The sequence below is a fragment of the Microcoleus sp. PH2017_09_SFU_O_A genome (genome assembly GCF_020738625.1).
GTDB lineage: Bacteria > Cyanobacteriota > Cyanobacteriia > Cyanobacteriales > Microcoleaceae > Microcoleus.
Map to the genome: position 1 here is coordinate 39,426 of NZ_JAEQCF010000037.1, position 16,250 is coordinate 55,675.

A 16,250-nucleotide genomic window follows, 5' to 3' on the forward strand; every position below is an offset into this window, starting at 1 on the left:
CGCTCTTTCATCCTAATATAAGAAAGAGCGCTGAAGCGCAACTACGTACCTTTTTGATTTGAGGTATGTTGTTGCGCTTTAGCGCTCTTTCATCCTAATCTATGAAAGAGCGCTGAAGCGCAACTACGTACCTTTTTGATTTGAGATTTACAGAGATTCAAAAGTGGCGGTAAAACCCTCTAAAGTCAAGCATTCTTCCATAAAATCCTCTACATCATTGACATTTTCCAGTTTATATTCCATGATGCGTTCACCGTCGCCTTTCATCTTTTTGGAAGAAAGAGGCGTAGCCGGATATTTGTCAGCAATGACTTTGAAAGCTTTGGAATTGAGAGTCCAGCTTTCCGCAGAACATTTAATGATTAAAAGCCACATGATAAAATCCCTCCTTGGGTTTGGTTTATTAATAGAAAACTCGGCGGTTGAAACCGCGTCTATACAAACTTGCACGTGCCTCCGCAGGTTGAAGAATTGACGGTGAAAATTGCGTTATTTTCTTCAGTTATTTTCTTCAGTCCGCGGAGGCGGACTTTGCTTGTGTAGACGCGGTTTCAACCGCCGTCTTCTTTATCTTTCTGGCGGTTTCAACCGCCGTCTTCTTTATCTTTCTGGCGGTTTCAACCGCCGTCTTCTTTATCTACTCGATAGTGCCGACAAATCAAGAGATTCTGTTGTTTGGAAAAAAGCTAAAAGGCGATCGACTATTTGAGCAACACCACCCTTAACATTCGACTCAACATTCAAAGGCATCACCGGATCGTGCAGTGACAAGCGTAGCAGAAACCAGCCCGATTCGCTAGCTGACGTGCAGGAAACTCGCAAACCTTCGTAATTATTGGGTACAATTCCCCAGTCGGCTTGGGTTGAGACAAATTCTTGCAGTTTCTCAATTACCAAATTTCCCTGAGCTTTGAAATCATCCACACCAATTTTAATCCGAAACTCTGCACTTTCTTCAGGTTCTTGTAAATTCGCAATTAAATCCGGCAAAGATTGATTAGCTAATTTGGATTTAGCCAACTCAATCAATAATTTGCTCACCAAGTAAGCGCCATCATCCAGAAAGTAATTTTCCTTCAAAGCGCCATGTCCAGAAGTTTCAATCGCCAGCCACGATTCCTGTCCCGCTGCATTGAGGCGAATCGACTCGTCAATCACATTTTTGTAACCGCGTTTAAAGCGATGGTGAATTCCTTTTAAATCCTGTTCGATGAATTGCGTTAAACCATCGGATGTGATAGAATCCGTAACGACGGTAGAGCCTGGGTGCTCTTGTAGGACGATCGCCGAAATCAACGCGATTAACCGATTGCGATTCAGTTCCTTGCCAAATTGATCCACAGCCGCACTGCGATCGACATCCGTATCAAAAATAATCCCAAAATCAGCTTGATTGGCAATTACCGCTTGACAAATTGACTGCATTGCCTGTTTATCTTCGGGATTCGGCACGTGATTCGGGAATGTACCATCCGGTTCTAAAAATTGACTGCCGGTAGTGTCAGCACCCAAAGGCTTTAAGACTTTATCAACATAAAATCCGCCCGCACCATTCCCCGCATCCACAACAATTTTCAAGCCTGTCAGCGGCTGCTCAAAATTATCGGGATGATTGACTGATTCCCTAATCTTTTCGACAAATTGGTTGCCATAAACTGAGATGAAATCATGCTTGGTAATAGTACCGAAAACGGCAGCTTTTTTAAACTCATTGGTTTCGGCAAATGTTAAGATATCGGTAATATCTTTTTTTTGTAATCCACCCTTAGCGGTGAAAAACTTTAAGCCGTTGCGATTAAAAGGTAAATGGCTAGCAGTCAGCATAATCGCGCCGTCGCACTCAAAACCTGGAGTGATTGTACTCATAAACATGGCGGGAGTTGATGCCATTTCAAAGTCATATACTGTAGAACCAACTAAGGCTATACCATCCATGACTGCTTGCATTAAAGTTGGCCCGGATAGGCGACTGTCACGCCCGATCGCAATTATCAACTTTTCCGCAGGTTTATTGACTTTTTGCACCAGCCAACTGACAAAGGATTGACCTAAAATTGTCGCAATTTCGGGAGTGAGGTTAACTTTTTCATCGGGAACCCCTTCGAGGGCGATACCGCGAATATCTGAGCCATTTTGGAGTTTTTTCCAGTTATAGTTTTGCATAATCATTGATGGTAAGTATAGCAGTTGACAGTTGACAGTTGACAGTTGACAGTGAATTTTTTTGATGGAGATTCAAACCCTACCCTCAAACAATCCATATTATAGGTGAGGGAGTTAAACCCGCTTTCGATCCAATTATCAATTGCCCATTGTTAAAAGCCTTGTCAAACTGTATCACTTTCTTGACTGTCTAGGATAGCTGCAAGATGTTTGCGAATTGTGGGTGAGCGAAATCCCAAAATGATATCTTTGTTACAGACACCGCGCTGAATTAGCTCTTGATCGATGAAGACTTCGGTGCTATTTTGCTGAATCCAAACTTGGCCCTCGATGATATCTAAGTGCATGGCGCAACCATATATGCGATATTCATCGCGCCAACTATGATGTATCACCAAATAGCGATCGCGTGAATGGTCAAAAATTAACTGAGCTTGGGTGTCGTCTTTGGCGAAGTCTTCGAGAAATTGACAAACAATTTGGCGATACTCATTTATTCTATCCATTGTTCAATAGCCTCACTATTTGGATTATAAACAATTAACCGAACCTGATATCGCTGAATGACTGTTTTTGCTGGTTCAAAACGTAAAAAGGTTTGATAAGCATCTCTAGGTACTGCTAGATACAAAATACGCCCTGGTTCATCAGAAACTTCTATGGCAATTCGGTAGTTTAGAAATTGACCAAGAGCCGTGTGAAATGCTGAAATGTTAGAGCCACTAATAAAGCTTTTTACTTCTACTGCGATTTGACTGCCTTCTTTTTCGGCTGCGATCGCTGATTCGGCAGCTAAGTCAATGTAGATATCAGCTATACCATAGCGCAGTTGATAAGGATCGTGGGTGATTTGCCAACCTTCTTTTTGAAGAGCGATTTTGACGGTGTTATGAAATATGTCTTTTGCCATAGTAATTAATGATTATCGTTGAGAAATTGTATAAACTCTTTGAAGTCTTGATTCAGTATTTTTGTATTTCCATTGGTGATAACTATGACGAATTTCTTCTAATGCCTTAAGTCTGGCTTGATAAGATTGAGTTTGCCAATAAGAAAAATCACTTTTTTGTTCTTTGAGGTTTATTTTACGACAAAGAATGGTCTTTTATTTGTATCCATTATGTAGATTTAAATTGATTAATTTGATAGATTTCTTGAGCATCTTCCAAGGAATATTCAATTTCATCATCTTCGTAGAAAAGTTGCGTTAATGAATAGTCTTGCCACTCGGTACTTTGCCACTCAGTATATTCGGATATTATATCAAATTCATTGGTATTAGAATTATTCATCTCTCTCTTTTCTGACTCTGTGTTCTCTGCGCTCTCTGCGGTTAAATCATTCCGATCCAAGCTTAAACGATATTAGCTGTTGATTTTTCCATAACTTATCTTGATATCTCATTATAGCAATATCTCTGAGGGTAAGACTTAGGCATTACGGTGACAGAGTTTTTCAATCCAACTCTGGGAATTTTAGCCCCATCACCGCTGAGATTAAACTCTCATTGCTTAATCGCGTTCAACGCTGTAAATTGCTTGCAAACTGAACTCACCATGGGCGGGGACTTCGACAATATCCGTCGCCGCATTGGTCGTTTCCACGCAGATTAAACGCTGATAATCGCTATCATCAAGGTCGGCCATGCTTGCAGAAATTTTCACCCAGGGATTCCATACTACGGCGGATTTACTGCCAGATGATTTAATCCGAATCCGACGATTGAGGGCGGCATCGTCTATGACGAATTCGTTGGTGACATCGAGATAAATTCGATCGACCTCACCGACAGCTACGACTGCACCTACTTGAGTTTTTTCGACTCCACCGTCAACTTTATCAAGATATTGGCTGTTTTCTAAACCCAACACCTGCACGCGGTTGATGTCTCCGACTAGGAAATAGGTGTGGAAGGCTTGGGTGAGGGGAAATGCTTTGTCGCCGAGATTGCGGGTGATTAATTCTACTGTGAGAGTGGTGCCGATCGTAATTGCGATCGCCAGTTCAAAAGCTTGGGGCCAAATTGCTCTAGTTTCCTCGGTATCCTTGAGGCCTAGGGTGACTTGGGTGGCGCCGTCAGGAGTTGTACCGGTGTTGACGACATTCCAGAGGCGATTGCGGACAAACCCGTGGGCTGGGCGGCCCAAGCCTTCGGGATCTGGGCCAAACCAAGGCCAACAGATGGGTACACCGCCTTTGATGGCTTTCCCTTCGGCGTAGTAGGCTTTGTCGCTGAGGAACATCAAATCTGCGGTTTCGGTGGCTGGTTGGAAGGAGAGCACTTGGCCGGAATACACAGATATCAAGGCTTTGGCTTGGCCGTTGTCGATGTGAATCATCGGGAAACCGCCGTTTCCGCTGGCGAAGGTGAGGTGGCCGGCGATGCTGTAGTCTGTGTTTAGTTGGTCAATACTCATGCTGGTGGCGGAGGTTAATTGCTTCCCAATTATCCGATATTATGGTTGCTGCGATTGTTTGTATTGTTGAGTTTGAGTGGAATGTGCGATCGGCTAATGTTGGTTGTATTCTGGTGTTGGGAGGACATTAAGAAGATTTGAGAGTTAACAAGGTTTGTTGAATTTTTATCCTGGTTTCAATTTCACTGTCTGAATTTTGAACGAATACCGCATTTTTGTATCTGGAGCGCCCAACTATGAAACTTAAGTTATCTTTATTTTATAAAACATTTTTAGTGGCTAATTTGCTACTAGGTTCGACAATAGCTTTCTGTACCAATACTCAAGCCCAGACGAGAAATTCTGGTGAAAATTATAGCTCTAAATGCAGTTTTTACGGACAGAATCAAACGCAGGCTCAAACAATAGGCTGTTCGATCAAGCAGAGTCCCAACCAAATTATAATTGACTGGAATGATGGATTAAAAACTATTCTAGTTGCCTCTAATGGTGGTTGGAAATCAATGCCTTCTGAAGCGAAAGCCGAAGTCAGATTTTATTCTGGGACTGGGCGAGTCGCTCACGTTGAAATTTTCTCGGGCCCAGGTAAGGGAATTATTGTTGTCAAGCCATAATCGCGTTCATTTAGTTAAGAAACCCGGTTTCTGGGAATTATGCAAAGATTAAGAAACCGGGTTTCTCAGATAACCTAGGTTGGTGGCCAGAGATTTCGGAAGAAACCCGGTTTCTGGGAATTATGCAAAGATTAATACAACTGGTTTCTGATATCAATTGCCAAAAATAATGCAAAATCCCCGATCGGGAATTTTGGTTTTTTTGCTGTTTTTGATTGTGTCAATCTTCACAGATAACGGTTTCAATCCCTATGTCAGGAAATAAGGGCTACAAGACTCCGACTGCTGACAGCGCCTCCGCTTCAACCTCATTCATCTCATCGAGTTTCAGCCAAACTTGGTGCATCAACTCATCCAACCCAACTCGACTCACAGCCGAAATCATCAACACCGGAGCACCGCTGATTTCCTGCAATCGCGCGATCGCATTTCCAATTTCCTCATCCTCAAGATCGATCGCATCTACCTTATTAAAAGCCAAAATCTGCGGCCGATCGCCCAAACCTCGCCCGTAAGCTTTCAATTCTTCTTGAATTGTGACGTAATCTGCGATCGGATCTTCATCAGTAATATCCACCAAATGCAGCAACAACCGAGTCCGTTCAATGTGCCGCAAAAACTCATAACCCAAACCCGCGCCCTCGTGAGCCCCGGCAATTAATCCTGGAATATCAGCAAAAACAGTACCGTCGCCGGTTGGTTTTTTGACTACGCCCAAATTCGGAATTAAAGTTGTAAACGGATAATCTGCAATCTTTGGACGCGCCGCCGACAAAGCAGAAATTAGCGTAGATTTGCCAGCATTCGGCAAACCAATAATTCCAACTTCAGCTAACAGCTTCAATTCCAAGCGCAAAAACTTGTGTTCTCCTTCTTTTCCCGGTAACGCATAATCTGGAGCGCGGTTAGAATTTGTCAGAAAACACTTATTTCCTAAACCGCCTTTACCACCTTTGGCAACACAAAAAGTCTGTCCGGGCGTCACCAAATCTGCTAAAATTGCCTGAGTTTCCGCGTCGTAAACTACTGTACCGCAGGGAACCTCGATCGTGCGATCGGCTCCTGAAGCACCAGTCATATTCTTCGGCGCGCCCTTCTTCCCGTTTTCGCCTTTAAAAATCCGGTTGTACTGGAAATCCAGCAGCGTTTGCAGGCTTTCCACCGCCACCATAAACACAGAACCGCCCCGCCCGCCGGTGCCGCCGCTTGGCCCGCCCGCCGGTATATACTTTTCTCTGCGAAAAGCTACCATACCGTCGCCGCCTTTGCCGGCTGCGACTTGAACATCTGCGCGATCGATAAATTGCATAATTTAATCAATAATCATTGGTCAATAGTCAATAGTCAGTAGTCATTAGTCAGTAGTCATTAGTTATGATACCAGATCCAACTACAATGTTTATCTTTTGGTGTGAATTACACATCCTACTGGACTAATTAGTAGTCATTGGTTAATAGCTTACAGTCATTAATCCAACATTTCACAAGAATGACCAATGATATCAAATCCGGTAGCATCGGAATTATATAGTGCTGTCCCCGCTCGCGACCCAAATCGCGAGCGGGGACATCACTGATTGATACCATCCAAATATATAATTCCGATGCAACCGGAAACGATATGACTAATGACCAATGACCAATGACCAATTACCAATTACCAATTCCCCATTCCCCATTCCCAATGCCCAATGCCCAATTCCCCTAACAATATGACGATACATCTTCCTTGCAATCATCTGCCAAATAGCAGAGAGCTCGAAAGCGCATCCCCACCAATTGTTCGTACAGCGGGTTAAGCTTGCACATCGGTGGAATGTGGACGATTTTGCGGCCGAATAATACGACATCTCGCTCAAACGGACACTGCGGTGGAATCATTTTGCAGACAAAACGTGCCACTCTCGGATCGTGAACTTCCCAGCCGTCAAGCCAGTCTTTCACGGGTGTCAGGACATTTTTCTGCTGAGGTTGAGGCCGCCCAGAAAGCGGTGTTGCTGCATAATCAACGGCTGTTTGGCTGCTTGATTCCTGCGGCTGCGCGCTGCTGTCTTCGATCGTGTGTCGCAGAGATTCGATCGCCTCCACGTTATGACCCAAAGCTGTGCAAAACTTGTAAAGTACCTCGTCTTCGCTCAGAGAGTAAGTACCGTCTGCTAAGGCTACCATGACTGCTGTTCTCAAAAAATTCTCCCCGTTGGCGGTACCTGTCCCGAATACAGCAGCTAGTTCCTCTGCGGTAATCGGTTCAAAACCGGTCTCAAAAGATACCGGATTTAGTTCATCCTGAGTCAGGCTAGCAATCATTTTTTGCTCGTTTTCGTCAAAGTTGCCGTCAGCCCAAGCAATTGTCAGCAATCCCCGCAGCCAAGCGGCAATCTCTCCATCGGTGCAGTTAGATTTTGCGTTACTCATCAGCGTTTCCAGTTGGATGATATACCAGTCTAGTTGTTGGTTTGGAGCGGGATAACTATTCCCCTCTAAATAATTTTTACTGGTTTTTTGCTCGATCGATCTTTTTGTGAAAGGTTTGTGCCCGAAGATTGCTCCAAACGCTTGTAGTGGACGTGTTAAAAGCATATTTGTGTCTCAGGAGCTTCGCCAATTAGCGAGCTAATCTATGGTTTAATCCTCTTCCCCTAAAGCGTCGTCTATCTGGAGGAATAGGTTTTGTTGATTCATTGTTAAGTATAGTTGCACCGATTTTAGATAGCGTATCGAATTTTACGTAATTTCAACGCCAGATCGACCCAATTTATCGCAAGCAATCACAGGTTTGCCAAGATAGGATCTAATCAGCAACCGGGTTTCTCACCCACGGGCGATTTTACTTCGCTATGTTTACATTTTAATATATATATTTGTAAATTTTTGTGTGTCGGCTCCGTAACATTTGACAATAAGTCGGCTTTATGCTGTGAAAATAAAAAGACTTGATGGAACTATCAGCCTATCTCAAAGGTTTTGATTGCTGGGGCAGCTTATAAATCAGTCCAAGACGGAACAATCACAATAAAAAAAGGTACGTAGTTGCGCTTCAGCGCTCCGAAGGTACGTAGTTGCGCTTCAGCGCTCCGAAGGTATGTAGTTGCGCTTCAGCGCTCCGGGTGGATCTAGGTTTTACAGAAGAAATACCATTAAATCAAGGTACGTTGTTGCAATGAAAGCGCTCTTTCCTAAGATTATAAAGAGCGCTCAAGCGCAACAACGTACCTCAGATCGAAAATAGTATTAGCTGCGACGGCACAAAATCCAGCGCAATTCCATGGGCGGCCGTCCATTTGCCATCGGGAAGACATCTCTACCTGTGGCCCAACTCGGGAACCAAGGCGTTGGCGGCCAGGCTTCTTTTGGCAGGTGGTGGCGTTCGTATTCCCACACCAATTCGTCGGATATTTGGACTAAGGGTAAGCCTTCCATGGCGGCGGCGAGCTCTTGGGGCGTGAATAAAGTAGACCAGGAAAGTTGTGCAACTTGTCGCACGAGGGCGTCTGGCTGGTAGTCGCCGACGGTTAAGAATGTGCTAAATAGCAACACGCCTCCGGGACAGAGGAAATCGCACATTTTCGCCAGGAAAAGCCGTACTTGATCGATGTCTCGAAAATGTGAGATGACTTCGGCGGCAACTGCAAGTTGGTAGCGGGCTGGTTTCATCCGCATTAAGGGATCGAGCACGTCGCCTTCTGTTACTGTGACGGGAAGGTTTTCGGCGGTGGCGGCTGTTTGCAATTGTTCTGCAAAAGCTGGGGTTAGCTCGATCGCATCTACAGAATAGCCCAATCTCGCCAGCGGTAAGGTATTGCGCCCGGTACCGGCCCCCACGTCTAAGATGCGGATGCGATCGGGATTTCCCAATTTAGCAGCCGTTGCCATCAATTTTGCATCGGGATGGGAACCAAATAGAGGCGGTTCTCTGGTGTCAACCCAGCTTTTATATTGTTCTCCTACTGTTGAAGTAGTGACAATTACTTTGCAAGCTAAACCGGTTTGTGGCGGCTGCACTGATTCGTATTGCAGAATCATCATCGATGCTGTTGAAGTGCGGTAGCCCTGTTCTAATTTAGTCGCTAAAAGCTTTCTGAGTTCCTCTTTACGGTCTTCTGGGAGGGGTCTGTCGAGGGTGCTAAATAGCTTTTCGATTGACTTGAGATAGTGGTTTACCATTCCCGGTACGCAGGGGAAAACTAATTCTCCGCGTGCGGTGACGCGAGTGTTAATTTTGTAGAGGATGGCTTGCTGGAGAATGTCGGGATTGACTACCAGCGGCATTTGTTCGGTTTGGTCGATCGTGCTTTCGGCGCCCATAAGTTCCGGGAAGAAGTCAGTTGACAGTTGACAGTTGACAGTTGACAGTTGACAGTTGCCAGTTGTCAGTTGTTAGTTGTCAGTTGTTAGTAAAAAACAATAGTATCTTGTAGATACGATGTTTTTGCCCTTATCTACTTAGAGCTTTGTTTTAGATAAATCTTAAATCTCTCATCTCAAATCTACCAGGCTCAGAACCCGATTATGTCTGAAAATTCGAGTTAATATAGCGCTTCTTAAGTTAGTGCACTCAAGTGATTACTAATTACCAATTACCCATTACCAATTACCTGACATATAGCCTTTCTCAGATAGATGAGGTATGACTGTAAATGGAGTTGTTAGGTGCATATCTTGCTATACAACAAATTCAAAGAGGGCCGGGGCCCAACAACATACCTCATCTTTTTGAGAAGTGCTATACCTCACCGCCCTTGAAAAGGGCAATATCTCGATCGGCTGTAGCGCATTTAAAGTGTATTTTTCAGGACGAGGTGGAAAAAGCAAATCCTCTCGCCTTCTCCCCCTCTCTCGTTCTCCTGTTAGCCATCACAGGCAATTTATCTGGGTAGCAACTGAAAGCTAGGCTTAGTTGCTGCCGGTAAAAGTCACTTCAGGGAACTTTGACTGAGCTTCAGTCATCGGGCGCCGTCTGCCTTCTTCTTGCCAGTAGTTGATTACTTCTGTAGCTTGGTTGAGGACTTCGACGCGATCGTTGTCAGCAATCCAGTGTTTGGCTTCGAGTTCGTTTTTGAGTTCTTCCCACGCATCCTTGCGCGGCCAGAAAAAATAAGCTGTCAGCGGGCTAGTTCCTTTACCGACAACTTGGTCAACGGCGAGGGCAACATTCTCTTCTAGCCAGAGAACTTTTAAGATGAACTTGGACAAGCAAACCTCCAGGGTTCCGATCGAACTTATTAAAAATTTCTACAATCGCTAAGCGTAGCACATTCTGTTCAATAATGGCTCATCGGCGATTAAAAGTTTTGTCGAAGGGCTGGGTTTCCCGCTGCTTAGGGGCCCGAAACCAATAAAATTTGTCCACTCACTCGCCCCAGGTACAGGGATAATTAAGTTATGAGCAGATTTATTTTAGTTTTTGACATTGATGGTGTGGTGCGGGATGTGTCCGGTTCCTATCGAAGGGCGATCGCAGATGCGGTAGAACATTTCACGGCTGGTGCTTTTCGCCCGAATTCGATCGATATCGACTCTCTGAAGTCTGAGGGTGTGTGGAATAATGACTGGGAAGCGTCTTTGGAGTTAGTTTGCCGTTATTTTGATGGAATTGGGCGATCGCGAAATCAACTCGATTTCAAATATGACGAATTAGTCGCTTTTTTCCAAAGTCGCTATCGCGGGAATGACGATAAAAATTGGACTGGTTACATTTGTGACGAACCGCTGCTGTTAAATCCAGCTTACCTGGAAAATCTAACAATTGGAGGCGTTGCTTGGGGATTTTTTAGTGGCGCGATGCACGATGAAGCAGCTTATGTTTTGGAAGGGAAACTCGGCTTAAATTCCCCCGTGTTAGTCGCGATGGAAGATGCACCGGGAAAACCAGATCCGACTGGACTTTTCTCGACAATTGAACAGTTGGAAAATCGGCACGGTTTAGAAAGCAATTTGCCCGTGATTTATGCGGGAGATACAGTTGCCGATATTTACACCGTGGTGAAGGCGCGGGAATTACAACCGAATCGGGTTTGGCTGGGTGCAGGAATTTTGCCGCCTCACGTTTTGGATGATTCTGTTCGCTGTGAAGCCTATGCTGCGGCGCTGAAAAAAGCTGGTGCTGCGGCGATTTTTAGGAATATCGAGGAGTTGAATGCTGCACGAATTGGAGAATTATACGGCGGTTGAAACCGCGTCGGTACATTGGAGAATTAGACGGCGGTTGAAACCGCGTCTACACCAACAATGTCTGCCTCCGCAGACTTAAGAAAGAGGGCGGTTGAAACCGCGTCTACACCAACGATGTCCGCTCAGACGGCGGTTGAAACCGCGTCTACACAAACGATGTCCGCCTCCGCGGACTCAAGAAAATAACATAATTTTAACCGTTTTATCTTCAACCTGCGGAGGCAGGTTTGGTTTGTGTAGACGCGGTTTCAACCGCCGTTTTATCTTCAACCCGCGTCGGCGGGTTTGGTTTGTGTAGACGCGGTTTCAACCGCCGTTTTATCTTCAACCTGCGTCGGCAGGTTTGGTTTATGTAGACGCGGTTTCAACCGCCGTTTTATCTTCAACCCGCGTCGGCGGGTTTGGTTTGTGTAGACGCGGTTTCAACCGCCGTCTAATCAACCGCCGTCTAATGAACCGCCGTCTAATCTTATTTCAAGTTCAAGAATTTGTCTAAAGCGCTAACTACAACTGGCGGCCAGCGGCGGGTTTTTGCCACCCAATCGAGGTCTTTGTAGCGGGAATCGAGACCGACTGCGGCCACCCAATTGCTCTCAGCTTCACCGCGCTGTCCAGCCTCCCAAAGACAGGCACTGAGGGCTGCTCTCATATCCGCAAATTGGGGATATCTGCGGACAATGTTTTTCATGTTGCGAATTGCTTCTTTGGTTTGCCCGTTTTGATAAAGTGCGAGGGCGTGATTGGCACGAGCAAAGGCGTATTCGGGCGCCAATTCAAAAGCTTTGCTGTAGTCTTTAATTGCTATTTCCCATTGTCCTAAACCTGCTTCGGCGTTACCTCGGTTGTTGTAGGCGGCTGGATCTTTCGGGTCTAATTCTAGCACATGATTGTAGTCGGCGATCGCTTCTTCCCAGCGTCCTAAACCTTCTAAGGCTGTGCCGCGATTTAGGTAGGGATCGGGAGCATTCGGAGCTAGTTCGATCGCCTTTTCGTAGTCAGCAATTGCTAATTGTAGTTTGTTTTGGCTGACTCTCGAATTGCCTCGGTTACTCCAAGCGGCGGCTTGTGAGGGAAATTTGTCAATAATTTCTGTCCACAAAGTTTCTGCGGCGGGAAATTTGCCTTCGTTTGTAGCCTCAAAAGCTTTCTGAACAAGTTCTCCTAATTCCTGCTGCTGAGGGGTGAGCTCTGTTGCTTGTAGTTGTGCGGCGGCGGGCGCGATATTTCCCAACCAAACTAACCCGGTTACAATTAATACTGTAAAAAATGTGAAAAGTGAGCGAATCATCTTTGGTGGCAGTTGAAACTTTACTAAGCTGTTGCGTATTTAAATTGAGTATTTGGGACGGGCTAGAAGCCCATCCCACAAGACTTTGATTTGTTTTTGACACAGAACAATTTAAATACAGAACAGCTTAAATATATTATTAACCTAAATTGCGGTCGTTGGTTAAATCTTATCAGTTAAAAGTAATTTTATGAAAAAACGCTTATTAATTTTGGGCGGAACGGGTGATGCTATTGAAGTAGCTGCCAGAGCTGCTCAAATTGCTGATATCGAGGTGATATCTTCGCTTGCAGGGCGGACTAAACAGCCTTTGACCCCAAAAACGGGTACGGTGCGGATTGGGGGGTTTGGTGGGGCGGCTGGGCTGGCTGAGTTTTTGCGTTGTAGCCCGATCGACTTTTTAATTGATGCGACTCATCCGTTTGCAGCGCAGATTTCAGCCAATGCTGCGGTGGCTGCGGCTGAGTGTCATGTCCCTCATTTGATGCTGGTGCGCCCTGCGTGGGAGGCCGTGGAGGGCGATCGCTGGATTGAAGTCGCCAGCCACTCGGAGGCTGCAAGGGCTTTGTCAGGGCATTCTCGGCGGGTGTTTCTCACCATTGGGAGGCAGGAATTGGCGGAGTTTGCGGGTTTGGAGGATGTTTGGTGTTTGATGCGGGCGATCGATCCTCCGGCACCAAATACTCTTGTTCCTCATGGTGAATTATTATTAGCAAGGGGGCCTTTTTCATTGGGAGACGAGCGGCAATTGCTCTTGGAATATCAGATTGATACAATTGTTAGCAAAAACAGCGGTGGTGCAGCGACATATCCAAAAATTATCGCCGCTAGGGAGTTGGGTATTCGTGTTGTAATGGTGCAGCGGACTCCGATTCCTAATGTTGAGCGGGTTGCTGATGTGTCGGGGGCGATTGATTGGCTAATTCAGCAGTTGAAGTGAAAATCACAACTTACGCACTCCGACTAAAGAAACCGGGTTTTTTATAAATTTGCGGGTGACAACGAAATATTGTCGAAAAAAACCCGGTTTCTCGGCTACCGCAATCAAGAAACCAGGTTTTTCTGAATCTGCGGGTAACAACGAAATATTGTCGCGTTATTTTCTTCATTCCGCGGAGGCGGAATTTGTTTGTCTAGGCGCGGTTTCAACCGCCGTCTTATCTTTGTTATTCAATGAGTTAAGATGATTGTTCATTTCTTGTAGATATGCTTTTAAAACTGGATACTGCGAAGTTGCTAGCAGCGCATCTTTTTTCTGAGTGACGGTTGTTTCTAACGGCAAAATGCGATACTTAGATTTATTGTTCAAAGTATAGCGGTGTACCCAAGTCGGAATTGTTTTAATGCTGATAATTTCTGTAGTTTTTTCGGGAAATTTCTTGCGAATATTTATTTGCACAATTACGCCTAAGTCTGTATAATCTTTGGTCTGCCCCGAGATGAAGTTTCCCATTGAATAAATTGCTACGGCCTTTCTGGTTTTCCCATTCTTTCCTTTGAATTTAAATATTTTGTAAGGCTGGACGACGTGGGGATGACTGCCGAGAATGATGTCTGCACCCGCTTTTAAAAGGTTTTCAACTAATTGTTTTTGTTGGGTGTTTGGCTGTCGCTGATATTCGTCGCCAAAATGCAGGGAAATTGCGATCGCATCTGCTCCTTTTTTTCGGGCTTTGGCGATGTCTTTGATTATCTGTTTTTCGTCGATTAGCGAAACTAGGTAATCTTTGCCTTTGGGTATCGGGATGCCGTTTGTGCCGTAGCTGTAGGCTAGCATGGCTAGCGATATGTTGTTTTTGGTGACGATCAAAATCCTATCGCCCGCTGCTTTAGACTTGGCTGTCCCTGTTGATGCAATTTTGCGATCGCCCAAATTTGCGATCGTCCTAATTACCCCTATTTCTCCCCGATCCAAAGCATGATTATTCGCGGTTGTCAAGATATTAAATCCAGCTTTTTTCGCAGCATCCAGTAATTGCACTGGTGCGTTAAATAGCGGATATCCCGTATATCCGCCCGCATCTTCGCCCGCTAAAGGTGTTTCCAGGTTTCCCGTTACCCAATCGCCCTTTGACAGGATACTTTTAACTGGTGCGAAGAAGCTGTCAAAATTGTATGTTTGCTTTTTTGCATCGTAGCCCGAGATTGTTTGAGTAATGTGCATCATGATATCGCCGACAGCAATTAGTTGCGCTTCTTTAATCTCAGACTTGGGTTTAGCCGGTGCAGGTGTTGCAATTGGCGATGGCGTCCCGCCCCGCAAGCTACGGCTTTCTGTACGCTGTGTGTTGGTTTTTGGCGTTTGGATGTCGCAGCTTGCGATCGAAAACACGGCAATTACCGAAAGCAACCGACGAAAAGTCATAACTTTTAAGAGTGATTTATCGGCATCTATGATATCATCATTATGCCTTGCACACCGTTGGCTGGAAACTAAGTTTTTCAACAAAAATATTGGCTAAAAACTCTCAATCTTCCTTAAAAAGCCCGGGTTCTTTGTTCGGATTACGCAATTTATAATGACTCGATTAGTTACACCCAAATAAATGACAAAAAAATATCTCATTATTGCCTTTATTGTTTTCTTCTCAATTACGGGTTTTGGTATTTTGAGTTACGCTCAGAGTTCGAGCGATCGACCTTTTGAATTTGCCTTAATTGGCGATTTGCCTTACAGCGCAGAACAAGAAGCAAAATTTCCGAATTTGATTGCAGATATCAATCGATCGCCCGCAGCCTTTGTCATTCACGACGGCGATATCAAAAGCGGTGGATCTGTCTGCGATGATGCAACTTTTGTCAGCCGCCAGCAGTTATTTAATAAATTTGAAATGCCCTTCATTCTCGCCTATGGTGATAACGAATGGACTGACTGTCACCGTTCAAATAACGCCAGTTACAACAATCCCATAGAAAGACTTGCTAAACTGCGGGAAATCTTCAACAAAGGCACTCAAAGTTTGGGGAAACGTACCTTAACTCTCACCCGCCAAAGCGAAAATTCGCAGTTTGCTAAATATCGTGAAAATGTCCGCTGGATTTATAACGGGATAACATTTTTGGCGATAAATATGCCGGGAAGCAACAACAATTTTGGCCGGACTCCCGAACAGGATAAAGAATATGCCGATCGCAATTTCGCTAATTTAGCCTGGATTAAAGAATCTTTTGCTTCAGCAAAACGCAGCAACAGCAAAGGAATCATATTAGTTGCACAAGCAAATCCGGGCTTTGAACTCGATCGAACCGACAAAAGAATAACCGGCTACAACGATTTTATCGCAACTCTGGAAACAGAAACCCGCAATTTTCCCGGACAAGTCGTATTCGTGCATGGCGATACTCACTATTTCCGCATCGACAAACCTTTACCTCGTTTTGACGATGACACTCAACTCCCCAGACTGCTAAACTTTACCAGAGTTGAAACTTTTGGTTCTCCAAACGTGCATTGGTTGCGGGCTTTTTATGACCCCAAAAATCCTAACGTGTTTGAATTTAAACAGCAGATTGTTCCCAAAAATTAGGCAAATTAACACCAGTTGTATCCCAGATAAATATTGTTTCGCTTATACTGAAGATCGCTAGCATGGAGGA

The 16,250-nt window shown here is 44.9% G+C and carries 16 protein-coding genes; 4 read left to right on the plus strand and 12 right to left on the minus strand.

Annotation, left to right across the window (positions count from 1 at the left end):
• Positions 1-147 precede the first annotated feature (147 nt).
• From JGK16_RS15555 to JGK16_RS15580, 6 genes are all read right to left on the minus strand, one after another.
• On the minus strand, positions 148-375 hold the full coding sequence (locus JGK16_RS15555) for a hypothetical protein (protein ID WP_293181313.1): 228 nt from the start codon (positions 373-375) through the stop codon (positions 148-150).
• A 258-nt stretch (positions 376-633) separates the two neighbouring features.
• Positions 634-2,163, minus strand: a complete 1,530-nt coding sequence (locus JGK16_RS15560) for a phosphomannomutase/phosphoglucomutase (RefSeq protein WP_293192267.1) — start codon at positions 2,161-2,163, stop codon at positions 634-636.
• Positions 2,164-2,327: 164 nt separating this feature from the next.
• Complete coding sequence (locus tag JGK16_RS15565) at positions 2,328-2,669, minus strand: XisI protein (RefSeq protein ID WP_293192269.1); 342 nt, start codon at positions 2,667-2,669, stop codon at positions 2,328-2,330.
• Positions 2,657-3,073 (minus strand): XisH family protein, encoded by a 417-nt coding sequence (locus JGK16_RS15570; protein ID WP_293181304.1) that lies wholly within the window; start codon positions 3,071-3,073, stop codon positions 2,657-2,659. The genes JGK16_RS15565 and JGK16_RS15570 overlap by 13 nt, the downstream gene beginning before the upstream one ends.
• A 208-nt stretch (positions 3,074-3,281) precedes the next feature.
• Positions 3,282-3,515, minus strand: a complete 234-nt coding sequence (locus JGK16_RS15575) for a hypothetical protein (RefSeq protein WP_293203242.1) — start codon at positions 3,513-3,515, stop codon at positions 3,282-3,284.
• Positions 3,516-3,674: 159 nt separating this feature from the next.
• Positions 3,675-4,580: a D-hexose-6-phosphate mutarotase gene (locus tag JGK16_RS15580; RefSeq protein ID WP_293192271.1), complete on the minus strand. Its 906-nt coding sequence runs from the start codon at positions 4,578-4,580 to the stop codon at positions 3,675-3,677.
• 236 nt (positions 4,581-4,816) lie between these two features.
• On the opposite strand from JGK16_RS15580, the gene JGK16_RS15585 reads away from it, so the two are divergent.
• Complete coding sequence (locus JGK16_RS15585) at positions 4,817-5,194, plus strand: hypothetical protein (protein ID WP_293192273.1); 378 nt, start codon at positions 4,817-4,819, stop codon at positions 5,192-5,194.
• Between the two features lie 268 nt (positions 5,195-5,462).
• Here the strand turns inward: JGK16_RS15585 and obgE are convergent, their stop codons facing one another.
• The 4 genes from obgE to JGK16_RS15605 all read right to left on the minus strand — a co-directional run bounded on the left by obgE (position 5,463) and on the right by JGK16_RS15605 (position 10,399).
• Positions 5,463-6,503 carry a GTPase ObgE gene (gene obgE, locus JGK16_RS15590; protein ID WP_293181292.1) on the minus strand — a complete coding sequence of 347 codons (1,041 nt, stop codon included), beginning with the start codon at positions 6,501-6,503 and terminating at the stop codon, positions 5,463-5,465.
• A gap of 395 nt (positions 6,504-6,898) precedes the next feature.
• Complete coding sequence (locus JGK16_RS15595; RefSeq protein ID WP_293181289.1) at positions 6,899-7,774, minus strand: Mo-dependent nitrogenase C-terminal domain-containing protein; 876 nt, start codon at positions 7,772-7,774, stop codon at positions 6,899-6,901.
• A gap of 651 nt (positions 7,775-8,425) precedes the next feature.
• A complete protein-coding gene (locus JGK16_RS15600) occupies positions 8,426-9,499 on the minus strand; it encodes a class I SAM-dependent methyltransferase (RefSeq protein WP_293181286.1) in 1,074 nt (357 codons plus the stop codon).
• A gap of 588 nt (positions 9,500-10,087) precedes the next feature.
• A complete protein-coding gene (locus JGK16_RS15605; protein ID WP_293181450.1) occupies positions 10,088-10,399 on the minus strand; it encodes a 30S ribosomal protein PSRP-3 in 312 nt (103 codons plus the stop codon).
• A gap of 177 nt (positions 10,400-10,576) precedes the next feature.
• Between JGK16_RS15605 and JGK16_RS15610 the strand changes: the two genes are divergently transcribed.
• A complete protein-coding gene (locus tag JGK16_RS15610; RefSeq protein ID WP_293181283.1) occupies positions 10,577-11,365 on the plus strand; it encodes a TIGR01548 family HAD-type hydrolase in 789 nt (262 codons plus the stop codon).
• Positions 11,366-11,834: 469 nt separating this feature from the next.
• Here the strand turns inward: JGK16_RS15610 and JGK16_RS15615 are convergent, their stop codons facing one another.
• Positions 11,835-12,653, minus strand: a complete 819-nt coding sequence (locus JGK16_RS15615) for a tetratricopeptide repeat protein (protein ID WP_293192275.1) — start codon at positions 12,651-12,653, stop codon at positions 11,835-11,837.
• Between the two features lie 190 nt (positions 12,654-12,843).
• Between JGK16_RS15615 and JGK16_RS15620 the strand changes: the two genes are divergently transcribed.
• Positions 12,844-13,593, plus strand: coding sequence for a cobalt-precorrin-6A reductase (locus JGK16_RS15620; RefSeq protein ID WP_293181277.1), 750 nt, complete (start codon positions 12,844-12,846; stop codon positions 13,591-13,593).
• A gap of 165 nt (positions 13,594-13,758) precedes the next feature.
• Here the strand turns inward: JGK16_RS15620 and JGK16_RS15625 are convergent, their stop codons facing one another.
• Positions 13,759-15,018 carry a CapA family protein gene (locus JGK16_RS15625; RefSeq protein ID WP_293192307.1) on the minus strand — a complete coding sequence of 420 codons (1,260 nt, stop codon included), beginning with the start codon at positions 15,016-15,018 and terminating at the stop codon, positions 13,759-13,761.
• Between the two features lie 181 nt (positions 15,019-15,199).
• Here JGK16_RS15625 and JGK16_RS15630 point away from each other — a divergent pair, with 181 nt between their 5' ends.
• Complete coding sequence (locus tag JGK16_RS15630; protein ID WP_293192277.1) at positions 15,200-16,180, plus strand: metallophosphoesterase; 981 nt, start codon at positions 15,200-15,202, stop codon at positions 16,178-16,180.
• The last annotated feature ends 70 nt before the right edge of the window (positions 16,181-16,250 follow it).

Coding starts and splice junctions, on each gene's coding strand:
- JGK16_RS15555 (WP_293181313.1), bottom strand. CDS start 375: ATGTGGCTTTTAATCATTAAATGTTCTGCGGAAAGCTGGACTCTCAAT.
- JGK16_RS15560 (WP_293192267.1), bottom strand. CDS start 2,163: ATGCAAAACTATAACTGGAAAAAACTCCAAAATGGCTCAGATATTCGC.
- JGK16_RS15565 (WP_293192269.1), bottom strand. CDS start 2,669: ATGGATAGAATAAATGAGTATCGCCAAATTGTTTGTCAATTTCTCGAA.
- JGK16_RS15570 (WP_293181304.1), bottom strand. CDS start 3,073: ATGGCAAAAGACATATTTCATAACACCGTCAAAATCGCTCTTCAAAAA.
- JGK16_RS15580 (WP_293192271.1), bottom strand. CDS start 4,580: ATGAGTATTGACCAACTAAACACAGACTACAGCATCGCCGGCCACCTC.
- JGK16_RS15585 (WP_293192273.1), top strand. CDS start 4,817: ATGAAACTTAAGTTATCTTTATTTTATAAAACATTTTTAGTGGCTAAT.
- obgE (WP_293181292.1), bottom strand. CDS start 6,503: ATGCAATTTATCGATCGCGCAGATGTTCAAGTCGCAGCCGGCAAAGGC.
- JGK16_RS15595 (WP_293181289.1), bottom strand. CDS start 7,774: ATGCTTTTAACACGTCCACTACAAGCGTTTGGAGCAATCTTCGGGCAC.
- JGK16_RS15600 (WP_293181286.1), bottom strand. CDS start 9,499: ATGGGCGCCGAAAGCACGATCGACCAAACCGAACAAATGCCGCTGGTA.
- JGK16_RS15610 (WP_293181283.1), top strand. CDS start 10,577: ATGAGCAGATTTATTTTAGTTTTTGACATTGATGGTGTGGTGCGGGAT.
- JGK16_RS15615 (WP_293192275.1), bottom strand. CDS start 12,653: ATGATTCGCTCACTTTTCACATTTTTTACAGTATTAATTGTAACCGGG.
- JGK16_RS15620 (WP_293181277.1), top strand. CDS start 12,844: ATGAAAAAACGCTTATTAATTTTGGGCGGAACGGGTGATGCTATTGAA.
- JGK16_RS15625 (WP_293192307.1), bottom strand. CDS start 15,018: ATGACTTTTCGTCGGTTGCTTTCGGTAATTGCCGTGTTTTCGATCGCA.
- JGK16_RS15630 (WP_293192277.1), top strand. CDS start 15,200: ATGACAAAAAAATATCTCATTATTGCCTTTATTGTTTTCTTCTCAATT.